Source organism: Paenibacillus sp. G2S3 (assembly GCF_030123105.1).
Classification (GTDB): domain Bacteria; phylum Bacillota; class Bacilli; order Paenibacillales; family Paenibacillaceae; genus Paenibacillus_AQ.
In genome coordinates this window covers 5,746,306-5,762,006 of sequence record NZ_CP126095.1, presented here as the reverse complement: position 1 = coordinate 5,762,006, position 15,701 = coordinate 5,746,306, and the positions used below count along the sequence as shown (strand labels likewise).

Genomic DNA, 15,701 nt, shown 5'->3' with positions numbered 1-15,701 from the left:
CAAACTAGGTTGTCTCCCGTTGGATTAGTTGAAACGACAGCGGCTGCAGCTCCATGTCCCTACCAAGCAGCGCTGGAGCCAACAGAAGAAAAGCATTCTCCGCCTGTCCCGCAATCGGATTCCGTACAGTGGTGATTCCGAGCGTCTGCGACAGCTCCGAATTATCAAAACCAACGATAGCGAGATCCCCAGGCACGTTCAAATTCTGCCTGCGCGCTTCGCTAAGGACGCCTACGGCAACCAAATCATTGGCGCACAGAATAGCATCCGGCTGATCAGGTTGTCCCATTAGGGTCCGCACCAATTGCTCTCCATCTCGGATTCCATAGATCGTGGAGTAATACCATTTCTCGATAACGGGAAGATTATATTTGATCATGATTTGCTCATAGGCCAGGCGTCTGCTGTGGGTATTGATGCTGCTAGGACGGCCGAAAGCATTAGCGATGCGCTTATAACCTCGCTCTATCAGATGCTCCAGAGCAAGTGCATATCCATCATACTGGTTCATGGCAACGGACGGTATTTCAGGATGGTCCATACGCTGCCAGGATACGATTGGTCCGTATTTGCAGTAGGAAGAGATAACATTCTGTGCGTTGACGGAGGTCAGGATGAGCAGGGCGTCGACTCGTTTCATTTTGAGATCCTCAAAGGCCTGAAGCTCCTTCTGCTTATCCCCGCCGGTAGTATAAATAATCGTCTGATAACCATAATGATCGGAGATTTCGACGAAGCTGTTCATAAAGCTCAGAATAAGCTCGTTTAGGTCCATGGTGATCATGCCGATTTGCTGCGTTTGACCTTTGGATAAAGAAATGGCATTGCGGTTAGGGACATAGTCCGCCTCCTTCATGATGGCGAGAATTTTCTCACGAGTCTCCTTACTAACATGGGGCGATTCGTTTAGGACGCGGGACACCGTGGCTTTGGAAAAGCCCGACAGTTTAGCAATTTCGTCAAGAGTGGACATCGGCTTGTTCTCCTTCGCATGATTAGTACTTGACATGTAACGCGTTCCAAGGTTTAGGATTCGAATTAGAGCAGTAATCCTATACTATCACAATAGCAAAGGCGGGAAAAAATATGGAATTGCAATTTCCAAAAGGATTCTTATGGGGCGGTGCTGTAGCAGCGAACCAGCTTGAAGGAGCATATCAGGAAGATGGTAAAGGGTGGTCCACCCAAGATGTTATGCCCAAAGGGAATTAAGTCTGCGCCTACAGAGGTACCTACCGAAGATAATATGAAGTTAATAGGGATCGACTTCTATCACCGATATAAAGAAGATATTAAGCTATTCGCGGAAATGGGCTTTAAAGTGTTCCGGACGTCCATTGCCTGGTCCCGGATTTTTCCAAAAGGGGACGAGCTGGAGCCCAATGAAAAAGGTCTGCAGTTCTACGACGACCTATTCGATGAGTGTCATAAATACGGCATCGAGCCACTGGTGACTATCTCCCATTATGAAACTCCGCTACATCTGGCAAGAGAATATGATGGATGGGTTAACCGTAAGATGGTGGATTTTTACGAGCGCTATGTGAGAACGATATATAATCGTTACAAGAACAAGGTTAAATATTGGCTGACTTTTAACGAGATTAACTCCATTCTTGAGTTCCCATTTATGAGTGGCGGGATCAATACGCCGTTGGAGAAATTGAGCAAGCAGGATCTGTATCAGGCCATTCATCATGAGTTCGTAGCAAGTGCTCTGGCTGTGAAGATCGGCCATGAAATCAATCCTGATTTCCAAATCGGGTGTATGGTGCTCAGTATGCCGATTTATCCGCTCACTCCGCATCCGGATGATTTGATCAAGGCGATGCAAAGTGATCACAAAAATATGTTCTTTGCGGATGTTCATGCTAGAGGGTATTACCCCGGCTATATGAAGCGGTTCTTCAAAGAAAATGGGATTCACATTCATTTTGAGCCAGGGGACGAAGAGATTCTGAAGCATACTGTGGATTTCATATCGTTCAGTTACTATATGAGCACTTGTGAAACGGCTGATCCAGAGAAACAGATCAGAGGAGAAGGGAACCTGCTGGGCGGGGTGCCTAATCCGTATCTGGAAGCGAGCGAATGGGGCTGGCAGATCGACCCGCAAGGCTTGCGTTATGTTATGAATATGTTCTACGACCGATATCAGAAACCGCTGTTTATCGTGGAAAATGGTCTTGGCGCTGTCGATCAGCTGGTAGTAGATGGGAACGGCGAAAAGGTAATAAACGACGACTATCGGATCAATTATTTACGAGATCATCTGGTTCAGGTCGCGGAGGCTATTGCCGACGGAGTGGAAGTCATGGGCTATACAAGCTGGGGCTGCATCGACTTGGTTAGCGCAACGAGCGCCGAACTAAAGAAACGTTATGGCTTCATTTATGTAGACCGTCATGATGATGGTTCGGGTACTCTTGATAGATACCGGAAGAAGTCCTTCCACTGGTACAAAGAAGTGATTGAATCCAATGGGCAGAACCTATTCTAGGATGTCGGTTGACATCATGAATTGAACATGTTAATTTGTAAATAACAATTAATCGGATATCAGGATTGCTACTGCATAGCAGGCAAAACCTAAGTTTCATTTATGTTTACGGGAGATTTCTCTCTCGTGCATGAATGCGATTTAGGTTTTTTGCGTTCATTCCTTCTCGATTGATTAATATATCGGTTACCAAAGGGGTGTAGGATAATGAGTTATGAACAGCTAGGTAAAGACATCATTCAATCTGTCGGTGGAGAGAAAAATATTAACAACGTAATTCACTGTGCTACTCGACTAAGATTCACGCTTAATGATGAACAGAAAGTTGATAAAGAAAAGCTGGATAAAATGGAAGGGATTATTGGTGCAGTTAGCAAAGGGGGACAATTCCAAGTTATTGTGGGTACTCATGTTGCTGATGTTTATAAAGAGATAAGCAAATCCATATCCCCTAATAGTAATTCTGGCGATAATACGGTTAAGAAACCTATAGGAACCCTGATTTTTGATGTGATTTCTAGAAGCTTCTCGCCTTTAATTGGTGCCTTAGCGGGTGCGGGTATGTTGAAAGCGCTATTAACTGTACTGACTTCGTTAAATGTTTTAGCGGCGGATGGAGAGACTTACAAAGTATTAGCCGGCGCTAGTAATGCTGTGTTTTACTTTCTGCCAATTTTCCTAGGCATTACGTTATCGATTAGACTTGGTGTAAATGCTTATGTAGGGGGCGCTATCGGTGCGGCCTTACTCGAACCTAATATTACGGGATTAGCCAGTGTTGAATCTCCACATTTTCTAGGTATTCCTTTAGTAATGTCGGATTATTCATCGAGCGTTTTTCCGATTTTCATCGCCATCTGTATATATGCTTTACTAGATAAGCAACTAAGAAAATTTATACACAAGGATTTACAATTGTTCTTGGTACCTATGTTATGTTTGATGTTAATTGTTCCTTTAACCATTTTGGTTTTCGGACCGTTTGGAGTGAATGTAGGGAACTTAATCGGAGACGCTATTGTGTTCCTCAGCAGTAAGAGTGGTATTATTACGGGTGCAATTGTGGGGATTTCCTGGACGTACCTGACCGTGCTCGGTTTGCACTGGGGACTCGTTCCGATTATTCTTGAAAACATTGCTAAGGGTGGAGATCCGATCTATGCAATGGCAGGTATGGCTATTTTCGCCCAGCTTGGTGTAGCCTTAGGGATTTTCTTGAAAACAAAAGACAAAAAGTTGAAAACATTAGCCGGAAGTACCTTTTTACCTGGCGCGCTCTCAGGCGTAACTGAACCTATTATTTACGGATTGTTGACACGTTACAAACGGACTTTTATTTATGTATCTATTGCCGGTGGTCTAGGTGGAGCGATGTCGGGTCTTGCTGGTGTAAAAATGGAAGTATTCGCATTTGTGAGTGTATTAAGTCTTCCCGCATTCTCTCCTTTAGCTATTCAAGCGCTTATAGCTCTTGGGACGATTATATTGGCTATGGTGATTACGATGTTCTTTGGTTTTGAAGACAAAAGAAACTGAGTGCTGAGGAACAAACATCGAATGGTGTAGAAGAAAAGACGAATACGAATACTGAAAAGAGCGAAGTTATTCTTCCACACGCTGTGAAAAGTACAACTATTGTAAGCCCTCTTGCTGGTAACGTAATCCCTTTATCCTCAGTAGATGATGCTGCATTTGCTTCTGAAGCAATGGGCAAGGGGATGGCAATCGAACCTTCAGAAGGCAAGCTGTACTCCCCGGTAAGTGGGGTTGTATCCACCATTTTCAGAACAGGTCATTGTATTGCAGTCGTATCGGATGATGGCGTTGAAGTCCTGATCCATATCGGTATAGAAACCGTGAAGTTAAAAGGGAAATACTTTGATGTGAAAGTGGAAGAAGGAGCAACGGTTAAACAGGGCGACCTACTGATTGAATTTGATCTGGAACAAATAAAAAATGAAGGCTATCAAAGCACAACGCCAATCATTATTACCAATACAGCTAACTATAGTGATGTCATTGGCACCAAGAAGGCAGCGATCACGCCGGGCGAGGATTTGATGACGGTTGTAGTTTGATTTAGTGGCTGGCCATAAGAATTAACACGAAATCGATCTCTTAGTATGGATGCTGAGAGGTCGATTTTTTATGAAAAACTTAATAAAAATATAGCTAGTTGCGCATAATGGAAGGGATTGCTAGATGCTTGTCGATTAAATAAGTCCATGGTATGATTTTTATAAATTAATAATTGTGGATTGTTACTGGTCGTGCAGGCAAAACCCGAAGTTTAGCCATTTGTTTAATGGTTACTTTTGGTTTTGCCTTTTTAATTTTTGGTACAAGGGGTTGCCGTATGCGGATCGAAAAGTGTTAAACAACAATGTTGTTACTGTCATAGATGATCAAAATTTTGAACTGGTAGTCATGGGAAGAGGACTTGCCTTTAAGAAAAAACAAGGGGACTATCTAGAAGAAGACAAAATTGAAAAGATCTTCACTTTAAGCAATCAAAAGCTTTCTGATAAGCTAAAAACGCTGCTTTCTGAGATTCCAATAGAGCATATGGAGCTTTCAGAAGAGATTATCAATTTCGCCAAGCTGCAATTAGGTAAAATGCTGGATGATAGTATCTACATCAGTCTGACCGATCATATCAGCTTTGCCTTGGAGCGTTTCTCAAAAGGGATGAGGATTAAAAACGCCATGCTTTGGGAGATCAAAAATTTTACAAGGAAGAGTATGAGGTTGGGAAAGCTGCACTTCAAATTATTCATTCAAAGTTCGGCGTTAGGCTTCCCGAGGATGAGGCTGGACATATTGCTCTTCATCTGGTGAATGCTGAACTGAATGAAGAGATGCCGAATATGGTGAATATTACGAAGATTATGAATGACATTTTAAATATCGTGAAGCACCATTTCAGACTAGAGTACGACGAGGAATCCCTTGCTTATTATCGCTTTATCACTCACTTGAAATTTTTTGCACAACGTCTCATCAACGGTACTCCACCGCCAGATAATGAGAATGGCTTATTTAATTTAGTGAAGGAGCAATATAAAGAAGCTTTTGCCAGCGTTGAGAAAATAAAAATCTATATTGATAAAACCTACAATCGTGAATTAACAAATGATGAGATGCTTTATCTCACTATACACATTGAAAGAATCACAAACCAAAAAATGGAGTAGCAAACATCCTAATGATCAAGGAAGCCCTTGATTTATTAGGGCTTTTTTTAGAGGGAAGTCCTTCTATCTTAAATTTTAACTTTGACTTTCGGTGGAATCACGTATAAGATAACTATTATGTTATCTATGATAATCATTATCAATAGAATGATAACAATTATCATAGAATATAACTTCGAGTGTTACATACAGGGGGATAAAGAAAATGCAAAAAAGGCTAATTAGTTTATTTATGGTTATTGCTATCATATTGGTAGTATCGGGCTGTGGTACTAACCAAAAGAATAATTCAACATCGAACGCGGGAGCAAATGACAAACCAGCTTCTGAAAACGCAAGTAGTGAATCTACAGGCGGTCCGATCGTATTAAAAGATTCTAAAGGCGAGGTTAAGCTGGATAAGCCTGCGCAAAAGGTTGTAGTTCTGGAGTGGACATTTACAGAAGATATTATTGCGCTCGGAATGCAGCCGGTGGGGAACGCCGATAACGAAAACTACAAGTTATATGTAACTTCTGAAGTACCACTCGATGCAAGTGTAACGGATGTTGGTTCACGCGACGAGCCGGATTTAGAGACCATTGCTTCATTAAAGCCAGATTTGATTATTGCGAATACGGGTGGACATGAAGGAATTTATGATCAATTAAAAGGCATCGCTCCAACACTGATTTTCGGTCTGTATCCGGAAGAAGGACAAGGCAATCAGTATACGTTAATGGAAGATACTTTCAAAACGATTGCAGCGGCTGTTGGTAAAACCGCGGAAGGCGACAAGGTTCTTGCTGACCTGGATGCACATTATGCGGAAGCGAAGGCAAAGCTGGCTGAAGCAGGTAAAGAAGGCATGAATTACGTGCTGACACAAGCTTACAGCTATCAGAATGCAGCAACGATGCGTCTCTTTACAGACAACTCACTGGCTGTTCAAACGTTGGATCGAATTGGTCTGAAGAACGACTGGAAACCTGCAAATTTCGAAGTTTATGGCTTCACTACATCAACGGTTGAAGCATTGCCGGCTGTTCAGGATACGAACCTGATGTATATCGTTCAGAAGGATGATAATATTTTCACGAAAGAACTGAAGGATAACTCCGTTTGGAACGGCCTTAACTTTGTGAAAGAGAATCGTACTTTCGGATTGAGCAGTACTACTTGGGTGTTTGGCGGTCCGATTTCCTCCAAAGTTATCGTGGATGAAGTAGTAAATACATTAACGAAATGAGTGCTTTTATGAACGGGAAGAGTAGCAAAGAAGCCTCAAGTGGAATGACTTGGCGAATCATTGGAATATTTGGGGGCGGCCTTGCCGCCCTCTTTGTTCTGTCCATTCTAAGCCTAGGCTTCGGTGAAGCCAAAATCCCTGCAGCTACGGTATTGGAGGGATTGCTAAATCGCCAGGATGTGATGGAACATAATCTGCTCTGGGATATCCGGATGCCACGTACGGTGATTGGCCTTTTGGCTGGTGCCGCTCTGGCTGCGGCTGGAGCATTATTGCAAACGATAACGAAGAATCCGCTCGCTTCCTCAGATACACTGGGGATTAATGCTGGAGCTTATTTTATGGTTGTCCTTGGTATGGTTACTTTTCCAGCTTTGCAGCATGAGTTCCCATTTCTGCTTGCAGTAGCAGGGGATTGCTTGCAGCCTTAGCCGCCTATTTGCTTAGCGGTGGCAAGGGAGCTACACCTGTCCGACTGGCTTTATCAGGTATGATCGTGTCTATGGTTCTCGGCGCGTTTACATCGGCCCTACATATTTTTAACAAGAACGAAACACAAAACCTATTCTTATGGGGCTCAGGCTCACTGATTCAGCTAGATTGGGACGGTGTTAAGTATGCCTGGCCTTTTGTTATTCCATTGCTTATAGCAGCTATGCTCGCAGGTAGGCAGTTTGATGCGCTGGAGCTCGATGAGTCCACTGCTCGTTCACTCGGGCAACGTGTTGGATTGGCACGGGGGTTAGGTTTAGGCTTATCTGTATTGTTGGCTGCGGTCGTGGTCAGTGTAGTCGGTCCGATCGGATTTGTGGGTCTGGTGGCTCCTCATCTGGTTCGGCTTAGCGGTATTCGAAAGCATTACCTGCTCATTCCTGCGAGTGCGCTGTGGGGAGCACTGCTCATTACGGCAGCGGATACGCTTGCGCGTATGGTTCGTAGCAGTGTAGGTGAGATGCCAGTTGGGGCGGTTATGGCGATTATTGGAGCGCCTTGGCTTATTTGGCTGGTCCTCACCAAGATGAAAAATATATCAGGTTCAGGCTCTGGTCAGTCATCTATGAATATAGGTGGAACTGCGCTTCGGATGCGCTTTGTTCCGACGGTGATATTTATGAGCGCACTGCTCATCGTTGTTATCCTTGTGAGTCTATCACTTGGGGGAACGAGAATACCGATCAGCGAGCTGCTGAGCAGTCTTGTCCACAGCGGAGATGGATCTTATTCCGTCCTGCTGAATTTACGGCTTCCACGTACACTCGTTGCGGCTGGAGGCGGTATCGCGCTTGCCATTAGCGGTGTCTTGATTCAAAGCGCTGTCCGAAATCCACTAGCTGACGCCTCCATTATTGGTGTGACCTCTGGTGCTGGCTTGGGGGCGTTAACCGTAATGGTTGCTTTTCCGGCACTGACGGTATTAGCAGTCCCTATTGCAGCAATTGCGGGTGGTGCTTTGGCTGCAGCCTTTGTGTTTGTTATGGCATGGCGTAGAGCCTTGAATCCATCTGTCCTTATTCTGCTTGGAATTGCAGTATCAGCAATTGCCTCTGCGGGAATACAGGTCATGATCGTCAAGGGCAGTCTATGGAGCAGCAGCTCCTTAATTTGGTTAACAGGTTCGACTTACGGACGAAGCTGGAATCAATTTAATAGCTTATTTATCTTCCTGATTGTACTCGTTCCAATAGCTTATTATTTGGGACGTAAATTCGATTTGCTAGCATTTGGCGATGAGAGTTCGACTGGTCTGGGCCTGCCCGTTCGCGGAACTCGGCTCTGGGCCATGATTATCGGTGTGATGCTTGCAGCAGGAGCCGTTGCCAGTGTAGGAACCATTGGATTTCTCGGACTTATGGCGCCGCATGCGAGTACGGATGATGGTTGGGCATCATACGAGACGATCCATTGTTCTGTCAGGATTACTTGGCGGATTAATGCTCGTGATTGCGGATACGCTGGGAAGAACCATTATGGCGCCTAAAGAAATTCCGTCGGGTCTTATAATAATGTTGATCGGAGCTCCGTATTTCTTGTTCTTGATGTACCGGTCTCAGGTTAGAAAAGTGTAAGGTTTTGCTATAGAGAAAAAATCAGGGTGCCCATAAGCCATAAAAATGGCCGATGAGGCACCCCTGATTAGTTAGGGCTTACTCGATCTAGAACTCCTCCAACTTCGGTTCATTCGATTAAGACTTTCGCTTACGCTAGCTATCGGACACAGCTGACTTAAACGCCGCTTTATTTTGCATTTGAATTGACAACGGACTGCATAGCGACTATTGGCATGAAAAGTACTCAATTTGCTCCTCTTCCAAGGGAATAATGTCGCTGGAGTCCGAAACCAAGCTCCAAAGGCTAAAATCTTGCAAATAACGTCATCTGGGTCCGTAAGCTTCAGCAAATGATGACAATTCATAGGTGCAGGCTACCACCGCCCAAAAACACAGAGCAGCGATTCTCCCATCCCGAGGATCGCTGCTTTTTAATTGGATATTATCGATTGTGAACAATTATTTAACTATTATTCTTAATTTTGTATATTTTAGTTTGCTAGTTTATACTTGATTCTTATGTTGTAGAATTTTGGAAATAAGGAGTGGGATTATGTGAGACTCTTCGACGGAAAAGGTATACGAGGCGGCAGCAAAACTATAAATAACTCTGGTGAATTAAGAATCAATATTTTTTTCTTTAGCACTTTTATTATTTTTTGTGTGATTATCCTTCGTCTTGCAGTCTTGCAATTTGTCGAAGGATCTACGCTAACTGAAGCTGAGGCTAATCGGGATACAAAAATAGTGCCATTATCGGCTATCCGAGGGAGTATTCTCGCGGCTGAAGGTGAGGAATTGGCGTATTCTACGCCTGTTCAATCTTTATATCTAACTTTGCAAAAGGAATATACTGCTACAAAAACAGATAAAACGACCAAAAAACTACATTAACTGCTGAGGCAAATAATAATTCTAAGGCACTGGCTGGCAAGTTAGCAGAAGCCTTCGAAACCTATGGTGATCCTAATGATAAAAAAATAACAACAGAAGAGATCCTTGAGGCCATGGATTTATATTCTAAAAAATCATCTGGATATGTGGCTCGAAGAATTAAATCAGGCTTATCCAAGAAAGAAATTGCTTATTTTTTGGAGCATAAAAACGAATATCCTAATCTTGAAGTGTTAGAGGAAAGCTCTAGGCATTATGATACCGATACAGTGGCTGTACAAGCTGTTGGCTATGTGAAGTTTTTTAAATCCTCTACAAGTTTAGATCTTTATAAGGATGTACTTCAGGCGATGAAAAATAATCAGGACCCTGGACTTAACTATAAAGAGGATGAGCTCGTAGGCTTTGATGGCTTGGAGCTGCAATACCAGAAGGAGCTGCGGGGACAGAATGGTTATAAGGAAGTTTCAGTAGATCCGCAGAACATGGCGGAAAAAATCGTTAATATTGAACCCCCGGTTAAAGGGAGCAATATCTGGACCACGATAAATAAAAAATTCAGCTGAAGACCGAAGAGGCCATTAAAGAGCAGATTCAGTGGTTGCATTCGCATACAGTACAGGGGGAAACACATCCTGATGCTTTAACAGGTTACGCTGTAGCCATGGAGGTCGATACAGGCAATATTATTACGATGGCAAGTATGCCTGATTATGATACCAATTATTGGGCTACGGGTTCGATATTACCGGAGAAGTACGAACAAATCGAAAAGCATTATCAAAACGGAACGATCACTCCCTTTTCATCAGGAAGATCGGGGCATAATTTCGAATCCACTGTGCTGCTCGGCTCGACAATAAAACCATTAAGTGTACTGATTGGATTAAAAGAGGGTTTTATAAATACATCTTCTACTTATCAAGATAAAGGAATTACCTCGTTTGGTAGAGAGGGACATGAGACCTTTGTAAGGAATTCATCGAATCATGTATACGGCTCTTTGTATCCTCACACAGCAATTGAAAAATCTTCAAACGTATATATGGTTGATATGATCGGGAAAAAATTGTACGACAAATACAAATCTAAGGCTATTGGTGTATGGGACACATATATGAAAGAATTCGGTCTCGGTATTCCAACAGGGATAGGTTTACCTAGGGAATACTTGGGTGATTTGAATTATAAAGCTGAAGCGAAAGCTGGATCCGTTCAGTCTGCGCTTGTGTATGCTTCATTTGGACAGCAGGGGCGTTACACAGTTCTTCAGTTGGCGCAATATGCAGCTACTTTAGCCAATGAAGGGCAACGAATCAAACCACAGCTAGTAAGTAAAATTACTGACTCGAACGGGAAGGTTATCAAAGAATTCAAACGGGAAGTGCTTGATGAAGTGACCAATTTTGATAAGTCCTTTTGGCGGGAAATCAAGAAAGGGATGAACAGTGACGTTAAAAGTGCCTTCGGTGATTTCCCCTATGATTTTGCTCGTAAAACAGGGACTTCACAACAAACGGATAGTAAAAAAATTAACCGGGATAACGGAGTGTTCATAGCCTTTGCACCACGTGATAATCCAAAACTTGCTGTGGCTGTAGTCATTCCAGAAGGTGGATTCGGATCAAATAGCGCCGCACCTGTAGCTAGAAAAATTTTTGATGCTTATGATTGGGAGTATGGATTAGATGGAATTCCGAAAAAATATTGTTAAAAATATGAACGAATAATTGAAAGGAGAGAGCGCACTGCTCTTTCCTTTTTCTTTTCCAAGAGGGGGTGTGGAGGATGGAGGGGAGAGTCTAGATTATTTTTTGTAACCTATAAATCATGAAACTTTTATATACTTAGAAGCGTCAGATGAGTAGGTAAAAAATGTATTCGTCATTCCAGGAGGGTGGATCTGTGAAGAAGTTATGGATTTCAATTTTAGTAGTTTTAGTAGTCTTTCCGATGATGTTTCAATCCTCTGTAAAGGCTGCTACTCCGATCAGTATTATTATTGACGGGGTTCGATTATCTACAGATCAAGCACCGGTGATGGTGAATGGACGGACGATGGTGCCGTTGCGGGCTATTTTCGAAGCCTTTAATGCCACCATCAAGTGGAATCAAAAAGCACAAACTGTAACTGCAACTAAAGATGATACAACGATTATGTTAAAGATTGGCTCAAAGACCGCCACCATTAACAATAAGGCTGTAACTCTAGACGTGCCTGGTTTGAATCTGAAGGGGAGAACGATGGTTCCAACAAGGTTCGTCAGTGAAGCACTGGGTCATGAAGTGGGATGGAACCCCAAGACGCAAGTAGTAACAATAACGACTTCAGCCTCTAACGTTGGAAATGCAGGCCCAGTATCCAACGTAGTAGCGCAGGATGTGAGTGATTTCGGTGATGGTCGTGATCTTCAGGTTAGCTTCACTCGAGCGGCAAATGAGTCACTAGTGGATCATTACCGTGTTTTGATTGTGAAATCAGGGAATATTCTCAACTTGTCGTCCGCACAAACGATAACCTCTTACAATTATTCTACGGTATTACCAACAGGCACTAATCCTTCGATTCAATTGACGTCTGCTTCGAGGACGGTTGATGGTGATTCAATTAAGAGTAATCAAGCGTATGTGGCTTATGTCTTGACGGTTGGTAAAGGAAGTAATACTAGTGCACTTTCTAGTGGGTCCTCCATTATGACACTAGTGAATAAGACTGTAGCGGCAATAAATAATGTACAAGTAAATGATATAAGCGATTATGGGGATGGAAGAGATTTATCGGTAAGCTTCAATAAGCTGTCAGATGAGTCGAAGGTAAGTTCTTATCGGATATTTGTTGTCAAAGCTATTAATTATTCGAATTTTAATTTAGCTACAGCAAATAATGTGACCAGTGCTAATTACACGTTAGTCAGCAAGACGGGTAATAATATCACGCAAATTTTATCTTCAGGAGCCAGAGATGTGGACGGAGCTCTTGTTAAAACTGGCGTGAGCTACAGAGTGTTTGCCATGGCAATTGATAGCAGTAATGCAGCAAATAATGTGTTGTCTTCTGTTTCATCAGCAATTACGCTGTCCAACATAGGAGTTTCTAACTTAAGTGTTAGCGACGTTAACAACTATAATGATGGCCGAGATTTGAGGGTATCATTTACTCATGCGACGGACGAAACCTATATTAGCCAGTATCGTATCCTGGTAGTTCCGACGTCCTATTACAGTAGCTTTAGTTTAGCTGAAGCCAATAATATAACCAGTGCCTACTATACAGCAGTGAGTACAACAGGTACTACAACCAATCAAGTATTGACTTCATCAACCAGAGATGTACGTGGAGCTTTGATAAAGAATGGAGTCAACTATAAAGTATATATTTTTTCTATTGGAAGCAGTAATACTGGCAATGTGCTTTCGTCACCTTCATCGGTCATTACGTTGTTGAATGATTCTAGTGTGAGTATCGTCTCAAACTTGAATGTCAGTGACGTTAACGACTATGGTGATGGCCGAGATTTGAGAGTATCCTTCACTCATGCGACGGACGAAACCTATATTAGCCAGTATCGGATTATGGTAGTACCCACATCCTATTACAGCAGCTTTAGTTTAGCTGAAGCGAATAATGTTTCAAGTAGCAACTATACATCGGTGAGTACATCTGGGTCTTCTACCAGTCAAGTATTGAATTCGTCAACTAGAGACGTTCTCGGCGCTTTGATAAAGAATGGAACTAGCTATAGAGTGTATGTGTTAACCATCGGAAGCGGGATTTATTGGGATTCGAATGTGCTCTCATCCGCTTCATCAGTCATTACATTGTTGAATGATTCCAGCGTAAAGGCCGTTACAAACTTGAGTGTTAGTGATGTTAACGACTATGGCGATGGCCGAGATTTGAAGGTGTCATTTAGCCATGCCACAGATGAAACGTACATTAACCAATACCGGATTATGGTGGTACCTACGTCCTATTACAGCAGCTTCAGCCTATCCGAAGCGAATAATGTATCCAGTTCAAACTACACTTCGGTAAGTACTTCAGGCAATAGTACGAGTCAAGTATTAGATGCCTCAGCCAGAGACGTACGTGGCAATTTGATAAAGGATGGAACCAGCTATAAAGTGTATGTGTTATCTGTCGGTAGTGGGAATTATGCCGGTCCAAATGCTTTGTCCTGGGAGTCATCGGTTATTACGTTATCTACGACTAAGAGCCCAGTGAGCTCTGTAACCAATGTAACGTATAAAGAGGAGAATGGGAGAATCCTGATTAGTTTCGTAAAATCAGCCAATGAGTCCAATATTTCAGAATATCGAGTATTGGTGGTTCCTTCCAAACAAGGTTTTGGTTCTGCGGATGCTATTGAGGTGAGGTCCTCGTATTATACGTCTGTAACCCCTAACGGGACGAATCCTTCCATATCCACTGCGACAAGGGATGTTAACGGCGATTCAATTGTTAAAGGTGTCAAATATAAGGTGTATGTTCTTGCTGTAGCCAATAATAGTGGTGTACAGAATGGTGGTCTTTCAAATTCTACAGAAGAATTTGAAATATAACCGAAATGAGTCTAATGTAAACATTTCAAGTTGACACCCTGTGTGATTTATCATATTATAATCCGTGTTGTTATAAGTAAATAAACCAAACTCTATCCTGTGGATGGAGTGGCGGAATTTTGTCAAAGATGTATTCTTTGGTTTCAGTCGCCCCTTGTCATTTCGATGACAAGGGGCTTTATTATGTGATTTGAACGGTTCAATAGGACGGTTCAACAGAAAGGAAAGAATTACGATGAATATGAAGTTACTCAAATATGCATTACTAGTATTTATAGGTGCATGTAGTTATGGATCGCTCTCCACGATCGTCAAGCTTGGAATGAATGATGGCTTTCGAATGCAGCAACTGGTCGGGTCGCAATACTTTTTTGGATGGTGCATGCTGCTATTGTTAGTTGTATTATTTTCTCGAAAAAACTCGGGTTAAAAGTAGGTGCTTCGTTATTAGGCGCTGGGATTACCATTAGTATGACGGGGATCTTCTATGGATTTGCCGTTGAACAATTACCTGCTTCGATTGCGATCGTTCTCTTATTCCAATTTACTTGGATTGGTGTGATTCTGGAGGCTGTTGTAGATAGAAAATGGCCTAGTCGAGAGAAAGTAATTTCGATGCTTATCCTTCTGATAGGAACAATATTAGCTGGGGGGATTCTAGAACCTAGTGTAGGCGAAATGACTACGAGTGGTATTGTTTTTGGTTTGATGTCTGCGGTGTCGTTTGCCTTTTATATTTTTGTCAGTGGAAGAGTGGCTACGCAGGTACCTGCTGTGAATAAAAGCTTGTATATGACTACAAGTGCAATGATTATTATTATGGTTGTTTTTTCGCCTTCCTTTATTTATGACGGAGCACTTACAGATGGACTGTGGAAGTATGGTCTACCTTTAGGACTACTTGGTATAGTTATTCCTGTGCTTTTCTTTTCTATCGGTGTTCCGAAACTGGGTTCAGGTCTGGGAACGATTCTAGGTGCGGCGGAGTTGCCGGCAGCTGTTGTAGCCTCCGTGTTAGTCCTGCAAGAAGAAGTGTCCCTGCTTCGGTGGGTTGGGATTTTCGTCGTTCTGATCGGAATCGCGGCACCACAAATCATACCGATGCGAACAGGGAAAAAGTCACCCAAACCATCCTCCAAACCATCACTCCGTAAGGCAGAACTTTAAACTGTAAACTAACATCGATGATATGATCAGGTCCTTATAGGATGAGATCATCAATCGGTGTTTTTTTGCGTAAAAGATTGGTGTTAATTTTTCTGGTATGACGGATC

General features: G+C 42.6%; 4 protein-coding genes and 6 pseudogenes. 9 read left to right on the top strand and 1 reads right to left on the bottom strand.

Annotated elements, in window-relative coordinates; translation table 11 throughout:
• Window positions 1-4 precede the first annotated feature (4 nt).
• Window positions 5-973 carry a LacI family DNA-binding transcriptional regulator gene (locus QNH28_RS25280; RefSeq protein WP_283909035.1) on the bottom strand — a complete coding sequence of 323 codons (969 nt, stop codon included), beginning with the start codon at window positions 971-973 and terminating at the stop codon, window positions 5-7.
• A gap of 113 nt (window positions 974-1,086) precedes the next feature.
• On the opposite strand from QNH28_RS25280, the pseudogene QNH28_RS25275 reads away from it, so the two are divergent.
• The 9 genes and pseudogenes from QNH28_RS25275 (at window position 1,087) to QNH28_RS25230 (ending at window position 15,594) form a co-directional block, all read left to right on the top strand.
• A pseudogene (locus QNH28_RS25275) lies at window positions 1,087-2,500 on the top strand (glycoside hydrolase family 1 protein).
• Between the two features lie 207 nt (window positions 2,501-2,707).
• A pseudogene (locus tag QNH28_RS25270) lies at window positions 2,708-4,578 on the top strand (beta-glucoside-specific PTS transporter subunit IIABC).
• Between the two features lie 349 nt (window positions 4,579-4,927).
• Window positions 4,928-5,283, top strand: a pseudogene (locus tag QNH28_RS29785) (PRD domain-containing protein); the annotation flags it as partial.
• Between the two features lie 51 nt (window positions 5,284-5,334).
• A complete protein-coding gene (locus tag QNH28_RS29780; protein ID WP_481858409.1) occupies window positions 5,335-5,694 on the top strand; it encodes a PRD domain-containing protein in 360 nt (119 codons plus the stop codon).
• A gap of 205 nt (window positions 5,695-5,899) precedes the next feature.
• Complete coding sequence (locus QNH28_RS25260) at window positions 5,900-6,922, top strand: ABC transporter substrate-binding protein (RefSeq protein ID WP_283909034.1); 1,023 nt, start codon at window positions 5,900-5,902, stop codon at window positions 6,920-6,922.
• A gap of 8 nt (window positions 6,923-6,930) precedes the next feature.
• Window positions 6,931-8,988 (top strand): annotated as a pseudogene (locus QNH28_RS25255) (iron ABC transporter permease).
• Window positions 8,989-9,525: 537 nt separating this feature from the next.
• Window positions 9,526-11,578: pseudogene (locus tag QNH28_RS29775) on the top strand (peptidoglycan D,D-transpeptidase FtsI family protein).
• A gap of 191 nt (window positions 11,579-11,769) precedes the next feature.
• Window positions 11,770-14,427: a copper amine oxidase N-terminal domain-containing protein gene (locus tag QNH28_RS25235; protein WP_283909031.1), complete on the top strand. Its 2,658-nt coding sequence runs from the start codon at window positions 11,770-11,772 to the stop codon at window positions 14,425-14,427.
• A 241-nt stretch (window positions 14,428-14,668) separates the two neighbouring features.
• A pseudogene (locus QNH28_RS25230) lies at window positions 14,669-15,594 on the top strand (EamA family transporter).
• Window positions 15,595-15,701 lie beyond the last annotated feature (107 nt).